The sequence below is a fragment of the Candidatus Deferrimicrobiaceae bacterium genome (assembly GCA_035256765.1).
Classification (GTDB): domain Bacteria; phylum Desulfobacterota; class Deferrimicrobia; order Deferrimicrobiales; family Deferrimicrobiaceae; genus CSP1-8.
On sequence record DATEXR010000229.1, the window covers coordinates 1 to 8,308 of the forward strand.

Below are 8,308 nucleotides of genomic sequence, written 5' to 3' on the forward strand. Positions count from 1 at the left end.
GGTATCCGGGGGCCATGTCCATCCCGGAGGCGACCCTGCGCACATCCTTCATCGCCTCGCCCAGCGGAAGCCCGTCCAGGTTCGCGGAGATCACCACCTGGCGAGTGAGGTCCTCCCGGCCGATCTCCGAGGGCGTGGCGCTCATGCTGTACGACGCCACCTCCCCCAGCGGCACGAGCGCCGTCGGCTCCCCCGCCCTCCGGACGGCAATACGCAGCCGCTCGACCTGGGACGGCTCCTGGCGCAGCACGAGCGGAAGCCTCACCCGGACGTCCACCGCATCGCCGTCCTCGTCCTCGTACGTGGTCACCGCCTGCCCCCCCACGAGTGCCCCCACCGTCCGCACGATGTCCCCGGTCGTGACTCCGGTGCTCACCGCTTTTTCCCGATGGACGGCGAGCCGGAACTCCGGGATGTCGTGCTCGAGCGTCGCCTCGAGGTCCACAATCCCCGGGATTCGGTATAACTCCCCCTTGAGTTCCGCGGCGTACCGCTTCAGAAGATCGATGTCTTCCCCCCGGACGTTGACCAGGAGGGGCTTCTCCCCCCCAAGACGACCCACCTCGGTGAAGGACGGCACGATTCCCGGGACTTCCTGCAGGCGCGCCCGCAGGATCCGCTGGAGTTCCTCCTGGCTTCTGCCCCGCTTTTTCTTCTCCGTGAGCTTCACGTAGACCATGCCGTCCCGCACCGTCCCCGCGTCTCCCGCACCGATCGTGGAGTACGTGTGCTTCACCTCGGGAATCCTGCCGACCTCTGCGAGCACGAGAGCGATACGACCCCGTGTCTCGTCGATCGAGGCGTCCGGGGCGGACTGGAAGTTGATCTGGAACTCCGCCTGGTCATAGGGGCTGAAAAATTCGCTCTTGAGGGTGACGAAGACGCAGAGCCCCGCGGCGAAGGCGAGGGTCGCGATGCCGATTACGGTCTTGCGGTGATCGAGCGCCCACGCGATGACCGACCGGTACCGGTCCGCCGTCCTGTCGAACCAGTCGTTGAACCGGTCGAGCACCCGGGCCACCGCGTGCCGCTTCCCCGTCCGGTCGATGTCGGGATCGTGCCACCGGGAGGAGAGCATCGGGTCGAGCGTGAAGGAGACGAAGAGGGAGACGAGCACCGCGAAGGTGACCGTGATCCCGAATTGGAAGAAGAAGCGCCCCACGATCCCCTTCATGAACGCCACCGGGACGAAGACGGCAACGATGGAGAAGGTGGTGGCCATGACGGCCAGCCCGATCTCGCTCGTCCCTTCCCGCGCGGCCGTGAAGTGGTCCTGGCCGTGCTCCAGGTGGCGCACGATGTTCTCCCGCACGACGATGGCGTCGTCGATCAGAAGCCCGATGGCCAGGGACAGGGCCATCAGGGTCATGACGTTGAGCGTCATTCCCATGAAGTTCATGACGATAAAGGAAGAGATCACCGAGATGGGAAGGGTGAGCCCGGTGATGACGGTGGACCGCCAGGAGTTGAGGAAGCAGAAGACGATCAGGACCGTAAGGATCCCCCCCAACACCAGGGTCTCCTGGACGTCGCGGACGGAGTCCCGGATCATGATCGAGGCATCGCGGACCATCTCGATCCGGGTCCCCGGGGGGAGCTCTTCCTGGAGTTCCCCGATCTCCTTCTTGACTCTGTCCACCACGTCCACGGTGTTGGCGCCCGACTGCTTCTGGATGTCGAGCGCCACGGCGGGGACCCCGTTCACCAGGGCGAGCGACCGCTGCTCCTCGATTCCGTCCCGGATGCTCGCCACTTCCCCGAGCGTGACGGGCCTTCCGCTCCGCTGGGCGATCACCATCGAACCGAACTGGTCCACCACCTTCGGCTTTCCCGAGACGCGCAAGGGGAATTCGAAGCCGTTCCGGTTGAGCCGGCCCAGGGGGGTGTTGACGTTCTCCGCCTGGAGCCCCGCGATCACCTCGTCCACCCCCATCCCGAGGGCGTCGAGCCGGGCCGGGTCGATCTCCACGCCCACCTCCCGCTTCGATTCGCCGACGAGGTCGACCTTCCCCACCCCGGCGATGTTCTCGAATCGGCGGCGGATCTTCTTGTCGACCAAGGTGGTCAGATCCCTCGGCGACAGGGTCTCCGAGCGGACGGCCAGGGAGACGACGGGCATCGCGGAGAAATCGAGTTTCTGGATGATCGGCTCGTCGATCCCCTGGGGCAGGTCGCCCCGGATGGCGCTCACCTTGGCGCGCGCCTCCTGGGAGGCCTCGTTGATCCGCACCTCCAGCCGGAACTGGACGATGACGGTGGATACGCTCTCGCGGGACATCGAGGTGACGTGCTTGACCCCGGCGATCGGGTTCACCGCCTCCTCGATCCGCTTGCTCACCTCCCGCTCCACGGTCTCCGGGGACGCCCCCGGGTACTTGGTGACGATGGTGATCACGGGGATCTCCACGTCGGGGAACATGTCGATCGCGAGCCTCTTGTACGAAAACGCGCCGAGCGTGACGAGGGCGAGCATCATGACCGACGCGAAGATCGGCCGTTGGATGGAAAGATTGGAAAGAAACATCCTCAGGCGCCCCCGTTTCCTTGCGTGGCCTTCACCCGGTCGCCGTCCCTCACGTTGAAACCCCCGCGCGTGATCACCATCTCCCCCGCCGAAAGCCCGGAGACGATCTCCACCCCGTCCCCCGACACGACCCCCGTTCCGACCTGACGCAGGCGGGCGACGTTGTCGGTGACTACAAACAGGCTCGCTTTCCGGCCTCCCACGTCCCAGGACAGAAGGGAGGCCCGGGGCGCCTGGAGCACGCCGGTGCGCTTCCCGGTGACGATCCGCCCGGTGACGAAAAGACCGCCCTTCAATACTTCCTGCCGGTTCTCGACCTCGGCGACGACCTTCACCGACCGGTTCGACTCGTCCACGGCGGGGTTGATGAATTTCACCTTCCCCGTGAAGGTTCTTCCCGGAACCGCGTCCGTGAAAAAGGTGAGCGGCTGCCCCACGCGAAGAGCCCCCATCTCGCTGGAGGGAACGGTGACCGTCAGGTCGAGCAGGCGGTTGTCGACCACCCGGAACAGCTCCTTCTGCATCTCCCCGACGACCTCCCCGACGTTGACCATCCGTTCGGCGACCACCCCGTCGAAGGGCGCCCGGATGACCGCCTTGGAGAATCGCGCCCTCGCCTGCCGGATATCCTCCTCCGCCACCCGGACCTGGGCCCGCGCCGCGGAGACGCGGGCGGCCGCCGCCTCCTTTTGCGTCCGGGCGTCGTCCAGGTTCTGCTGCGTGACCAGACCAACTTCCTTCAGGTTATGGGCGCGCTCGTCCTCCCGGTCGGCCCGGTTCCCCGCCGCCTCCGCCTCCAGAAGGGCCGCCTTGGCCATCTCGAGAGAGGCCTCCGCTTTATTCTTCATTGCCTCGGCTTCGCGGGTGTCCACGCGGGCCAGCGGGGCGCCCTTTTTCACCCGCACCCATTCGGTGACGTACACTTCGGCCACCGTCCCTCCGAACTCGGATTTCACGAGGGCGTCGTATTTCGGGGAAAGGTTCCCCGTCACGTCGACTCCCGCGGCCATGTCGGCCAAGGCTGCACGGGCCGTCTCCACGGCCGCGAGGGGCCGACCGGCGGTGTTCGCCCCCTTCCCGCCGTTTTCCCCCTGCGCGGAGCATCCCGTAAGTCCCGCCGCGAGGAGGAAGAGCACGGCGGCAGATGCCATCGCCCGGTTCATTTCCCGCCTCCTTTCCCCCGCGGCTTCCGACTTCCCCCCGTCGCGGCGATTCCCTTGTATATGATGAGCAGGACTCTCTCCAGGCCATTCCTGTCGAGCGCATCCCCGGGCTGGCAGAGCTGGGACTCCATGGCGACGTTCAGGGCACCGAGGATGGCCCACATCATGTCGTCGACGTTCCCCTTCTCGAACTCGCCCCTCCGGATTCCTTCCCGGACCAGTCCCCGGACGACATCCTGGAGCCTGCGGTGATAGGCGTCGAAGTCGATGAACGGCGCACCCTGGGGCGGCCCGTAATAGATGGCGTACATCACGCGCGCCACGTCGATGTGATCCAGGAAGAGGGAAAACACCTGCGTGCAGAGGCGCGTCAGCCTCTCCACTGCGCTACCCCGCTCCGAGAGGGATTCCTCGAGAAGGGAGTCGAACCGGGAGAATCCCCCGCGCATCAGATCGAGGTAGATCCCTTCCTTGTTCCGGAAATAGTAGTACAGGACCGGTTTCGTGACCTCTGCGGCCGCGACGATCTCCCGGACGGTCGTCCCGGAGTACCCTTTCCGGGTGAACAGTTCGGTGGCGCTTTTCAGAAGCCTTTCGCGCGCAGTGACGTCGGAGACTCGTACTCGCATCCCCTGCTTCGTAGCCATCGTTCCTCCCTAAAAATTATCGCCCTCGCCCCGCTCTTTCCCTACCGAACGGTAAGTATAGACGGACGAACACCCTTGTCAAGGGGGAAATTTACCGAACGGTAAGTACAGATGGCGAACCGGGCGCGGAAGTTTCCACGCCGTGATGAATGGTCGGAATGGACGCGCCCCGGGACCGGGGGCGAATTACGGGGATGGCCGGGGCAGGCCCCCCGCGTTCGGAGGTCTGCGCCCCCCTGCTGTCACACGCCCCCCCCCGCCTTCTTCGCGATGCGTGCGTTGAACTTGGCGAAGTCGACCGTGAACCGCTCGTGGGTTCCCTTCCCGATCACCTCCACCTCGTCCCTCCCCTCGATCTCCCAGACGGTACGGCGGCCGTCGACTCCGATGCAACGGACGTGGACGGTGACCTCCATACCCGGAGGCGTCGCCGCGGTGTGGGTTATGTTGACGAGCGTGCCGACGCTCCCCTCGCCCGGGTCCAGGTGGGGCGCCATCGCCTCGATGCATGCCCATTCGAAGAGCCCGACCATGTAGCCGGTGGCGAATACCTTCGGCATGGCCTGGAACACCGACGCCTCGGGATAGAGGTACGGCACCGTCTTGTTCTCGGGGACCCGGTACTTGTGCGTGTGCGTAAGCCCTGCCTTCAGCGTGTCTTTCATCGCTCCCTCCTCTCCCGTCTCTGGGGTTTTCGCCCCCGGGATTCCGGGTTTCCGGATCGACGGGGCCTCGTTGGGAAACGATAGACGATTTCCCAACCGGGGTACAATGGGAGAAAACGCAGGGAACCGATCGGACAGGAGGGGGAATCATGCCGCAGCTCTCGGGGAAAAAGGTGCTTTTCGTCATCTGTCAGGAGAATTTCCGGGACGAGGAACTCGCGCACCCCCGCGAGGAAGTGGCGAGGGCGGGCGCGAAGACGGAAGTGGCGGCCCGGAAGAAGGCCCCCGCGAAGGGGATGCTGGGCGCGGTGGAGAACCCCGACCTCGCGATCCGCGACGCAAAGGCATCCGACTACGACGCCGTGGTGGCCGTCGGGGGGCGGGGGACCCCCGAACACCTGTGGAACGACGACGACCTCCACAAACTGCTCCGGGAGGCTCGGGATGCCGGGAAGGTCGTCGGCGGGATCTGCCTCTCGGGTGCGACTCTGGCGGTGGCGGGTGTGCTCAAGGGCGTCGAAGCCACCTGCTACGTGACCGATGCGTCGAAAAAGGAGATGCAAAAAGGGGGGGCGATCTTCGTCGAGAAGCCGGTGGTGGTCTCCGGGAAGATCGTGACGGCCAGCGGGCCGCCCGCGGCCCGGGATTTCGGGAAGGCCCTCGTAACGGCGCTTTCGAAAGGATAAGATACGCAATAATCGACGGATGCAGGCAACCCCCACCCGAGGAGGGACCCCATGGCTCCTTGCCCCGCGCGGATGCGGCTGGCATTATTCCTTTCCCCGATCTTCCTTGCTTTCGCCCTCGCGACTTCGGGGTGCGGGGACACCAACGTCGGGAAGGCGGAGTCGGTCGCCGCCCTGGCGGGCGCCGCCGGCGGGCCCGGCTTCTTCGACGGCTCCGCCTCCGACCCGGTGCGCTTCGATTCTCCTTACGCCGTGGCCGTCACCGCGACGGGAGACCGCTTCGTCGCCGACATGAAAAACCACGTGATCCGGAAGGTCGACGCGACGGGAAGGGTGACGACCTTCGCGGGCGCGTTCGGCGTGGCGGGCTCCGCGGACGGGACGGGGACGGCAGCCCGGTTCAACCTCCCTTCCGGGATCGTTGCCGTCGGCACCACGCTTTATGTCTGCGACACGGGAAACCATACGATCCGGGAAATCGTGTCCACAAGCGGACTCGTGACCACGGTGGCGGGTACACCCGGCGTTCCGGGGGCCATCGACAACACCCTCCCGGGAAACGTACTCTTTTCCTCTCCCCGGGGGATCACCTCCGACGGGGGGACGAACCTGTACGTGGCGGACACGGGAAACCACAAGATCCGCAAGGTGATTTCGGCCTCCGGCGCAACCACAACGTTCGCGGGATCGGGAACCCCCGGGTTCGCCGACAATACAGGCACGACGGCAAGCTTCGTCTCCCCCGAGGGGATCACCTTCGACGGCTCATCGCTCTTCGTCGCCGACACGGGAAACCATGCGATCCGGAAGATTACCCCGGTGGGAACCGTCGGGGAGGTCACCACCCTGGCGGGTGACGGCACCTCCGGCTTCCTCGACAATGCCGCGGGGGGGAGCGCCCGCTTCTCCTCTCCCGTCTCTCTTGTCGCGATCGGCAGCAACCTCTTCGTTTCGGATACGGGGAATCATGTCGTCCGTCAAGTCGAACCGGCGGGATTCGTCACCACCCTGGCGGGGCTTCCCCAGGTGGCGGGATTTTCCGACGGCACGGGGAGCGCCGCCCGGTTCAACAGTCTGAAAGGAATCGCCGTCCAGGAAGGCGTAAGCAACCTGTTCTACGTAGCCGACACGGAAAACCACGTCATCCGGCAGGTTTCGGTCGGGGGCACGGTCGTCACGACGGCGGGAAGCCCGCCGCAGGCAGGGCTGGTCAACTCGACGGGGGAGAGCGCCAGGTTCGACGCGCCCGCAGGGGTCACCGTCATCGGGGACGACCTGTTCGTTTCCGACACCGGCAACAACACGGTCCGGAAGGTCACCGCTTCCGGGGTGGTCACGTCGCTTACGGGGAGCGTGTTCAACGGCCCCCGGGGGATCGTGGCGGTGGGAACCGATCTCTACGTGGCGGATTCGGAAAACCATGCGATCCGGAAGGTCACCTCGGCCGGCGTGGTCACCCCATTTGCCGGGAGCGATGCCGGGGTGGAGGGCTTCGCAAACGGCACCGGGACGGCGGCGCGATTCCGGATGCCGAAAGGGATCGCCACCGACGGTTCCTTCCTCTATGTCGCGGACACGGGAAACCATGCGGTCCGGAAGATCGATATCGGCTCGGCCGCGGTTACCACGGTCGCCGGGGACGGGACACCCGGCCTGCCGACGGATACGCCGTCCCGATTCCGCAGCCCCGAGGGGATCGCCTTTCTCGGCGGCAACATCTACGTGGCGGACACGGGGAACCACGCCGTCCAGAAAGTCACTCCCGCAGGCGTGGCCACCAACTTTGCCGGAAGCAGCGCGGGGGTGTCGGGATCGGTCGATGACACGGGGACGGCGGCACGATTCCATACTCCGAGAGGGATCGCCGGGGTGGATCCCTTCCTGTACGTCGCCGACACGGGCAACCACACCGTCCGCAGGATCAGCACGTCGCGGAAGGTGATCACCTTCGCGGGCGACCCCGGGGCGGCGACGACGATAAACGGCGACCCCTCCGCCGCGCGGATGAACGCCCCGACGGGGATCGCCGGGGTGCCGGGGACGATCTACTTCACCGACACCAACGAAAATGTTATCCGCAAGATCCTGTTCTGAAAGGAGGTCATATGCCCAGGAAGACGGAACGGATCCGCAACCACCACAAGGGAATCGTGAAGAACCTCAGGATGATCGTGAAGCGCGCAGACAAGATCCCCGCCCGTCCCGGCGAGGTGACGAAAAAAGCCCTGAAAGGGGACATCGACTTCCTGCTTAAGGATCTCACCCCGCACGCCGAAGGGGAGGAAAAGGGACTCTATCCCATGGCGGACAAGCTCATCCGCAAGCACGGGCGGCCCACGGCGACGATGAGCCGCGAACACGTTCATCTGAAGAAGGAGATCGCCGCCTACTGCCGGGCTGCCCGCCAGATCGCCTCCGCGAAGGGGGCGGTCCCGGCGGCGGCCCGGACGGCGCTTTGGAAGGCCGCCATCCGGCTCGATTTCCTCCTGTCCGTCCACCTCGAAGAGGAAGAAGAGGATCTCCTCCCCTACTTCGACAAGCACCTGTCGCAGAAGGAAGTGGACGCGGTCATCGAGAAGATGCACGGGCACTGAGCGCGGATAGGACGTCGGCAGAGTGGGCG

Annotated in this window: 7 protein-coding genes; 3 read left to right on the forward strand and 4 right to left on the reverse strand. The window is 65.7% G+C overall.

From position 1 onward, the window contains the following. The 4 genes from VJ307_07735 to VJ307_07750 form a co-directional block, all read right to left on the reverse strand. Nucleotides 1-2,524: efflux RND transporter permease subunit (locus tag VJ307_07735; GenBank protein ID HJX74033.1), on the reverse strand; the 2,524-nt coding region annotated here is incomplete at its 3' end. A 2-nt stretch (nucleotides 2,525-2,526) separates the two neighbouring features. Further along, nucleotides 2,527-3,687: an efflux RND transporter periplasmic adaptor subunit gene (locus VJ307_07740; GenBank protein ID HJX74034.1), complete on the reverse strand. Its 1,161-nt coding sequence runs from the start codon at nucleotides 3,685-3,687 to the stop codon at nucleotides 2,527-2,529. Beyond that, on the reverse strand, nucleotides 3,684-4,334 hold the full coding sequence (locus tag VJ307_07745) for a TetR/AcrR family transcriptional regulator (protein HJX74035.1): 651 nt from the start codon (nucleotides 4,332-4,334) through the stop codon (nucleotides 3,684-3,686). Before VJ307_07745 ends, VJ307_07740 begins: the two co-directional genes overlap by 4 nt. Nucleotides 4,335-4,576: 242 nt before the next feature. Continuing rightward, nucleotides 4,577-4,999, reverse strand: coding sequence for a thioesterase family protein (locus tag VJ307_07750; protein HJX74036.1), 423 nt, complete (start codon nucleotides 4,997-4,999; stop codon nucleotides 4,577-4,579). Between the two features lie 149 nt (nucleotides 5,000-5,148). Between VJ307_07750 and VJ307_07755 the strand changes: the two genes are divergently transcribed. The 3 genes from VJ307_07755 to VJ307_07765 are packed head-to-tail and all read left to right on the forward strand — an operon-like array spanning nucleotide 5,149 to nucleotide 8,279. Then, entirely contained in the window at nucleotides 5,149-5,685 is a 537-nt protein-coding gene (locus VJ307_07755; protein HJX74037.1) for a DJ-1/PfpI family protein, read from the forward strand. Nucleotides 5,686-5,736: 51 nt separating this feature from the next. Continuing rightward, nucleotides 5,737-7,779: an NHL repeat-containing protein gene (locus tag VJ307_07760; protein ID HJX74038.1), complete on the forward strand. Its 2,043-nt coding sequence runs from the start codon at nucleotides 5,737-5,739 to the stop codon at nucleotides 7,777-7,779. 11 nt (nucleotides 7,780-7,790) lie between these two features. Next, complete coding sequence (locus VJ307_07765) at nucleotides 7,791-8,279, forward strand: hemerythrin domain-containing protein (GenBank protein ID HJX74039.1); 489 nt, start codon at nucleotides 7,791-7,793, stop codon at nucleotides 8,277-8,279. The last annotated feature ends 29 nt before the right edge of the window (nucleotides 8,280-8,308 follow it).

What these genes read in the sequence shown, in the direction of transcription:
- VJ307_07740 (HJX74034.1), bottom strand. Translation starts at nt 3,687, where the DNA reads ATGAACCGGGCGATGGCATCTGCCGCCGTGCTCTTCCTCCTCGCGGCG.
- VJ307_07745 (HJX74035.1), bottom strand. Translation starts at nt 4,334, where the DNA reads ATGGCTACGAAGCAGGGGATGCGAGTACGAGTCTCCGACGTCACTGCG.
- VJ307_07750 (HJX74036.1), bottom strand. Translation starts at nt 4,999, where the DNA reads ATGAAAGACACGCTGAAGGCAGGGCTTACGCACACGCACAAGTACCGG.
- VJ307_07755 (HJX74037.1), top strand. Translation starts at nt 5,149, where the DNA reads ATGCCGCAGCTCTCGGGGAAAAAGGTGCTTTTCGTCATCTGTCAGGAG.
- VJ307_07760 (HJX74038.1), top strand. Translation starts at nt 5,737, where the DNA reads ATGGCTCCTTGCCCCGCGCGGATGCGGCTGGCATTATTCCTTTCCCCG.
- VJ307_07765 (HJX74039.1), top strand. Translation starts at nt 7,791, where the DNA reads ATGCCCAGGAAGACGGAACGGATCCGCAACCACCACAAGGGAATCGTG.